Annotated in this window: 2 tRNA genes; both read left to right on the forward strand. The window is 45.5% G+C overall.

Annotated features, from left to right (window positions below):
* The first annotated feature begins 9 nt into the window (after positions 1-9).
* Positions 10-85: transfer RNA gene (locus AN392_RS18300), tRNA-Phe, on the forward strand.
* 61 nt (positions 86-146) lie between these two features.
* Positions 147-219, forward strand: a tRNA-Thr gene (locus AN392_RS18305).
* Position 220: the final 1 nt, after the last annotated feature.

Here is a 220-nt window from a genome sequence, read left to right on the forward strand (position 1 = left end):
TGTTTAAGTGCCTCGATAGCTCAGTTGGTAGAGCAGAGGATTGAAAATCCTCGTGTCCCTGGTTCGATTCCGGGTCGAGGCACCATTTACAAAAAGTTATCAATCTTTAAAATTGATAAAGTGCCTTAGCACACACAGTTTTGTGTGCCGACTTAGCTCAGCTGGTAGAGCAACTGACTTGTAATCAGTAGGTCAACCGTTCGACTCGGTTAGTCGGCAC

The organism is Pseudoalteromonas sp. P1-16-1b, assembly GCF_001401785.1.
GTDB classification, from domain to species: domain Bacteria; phylum Pseudomonadota; class Gammaproteobacteria; order Enterobacterales; family Alteromonadaceae; genus Pseudoalteromonas; species Pseudoalteromonas undina.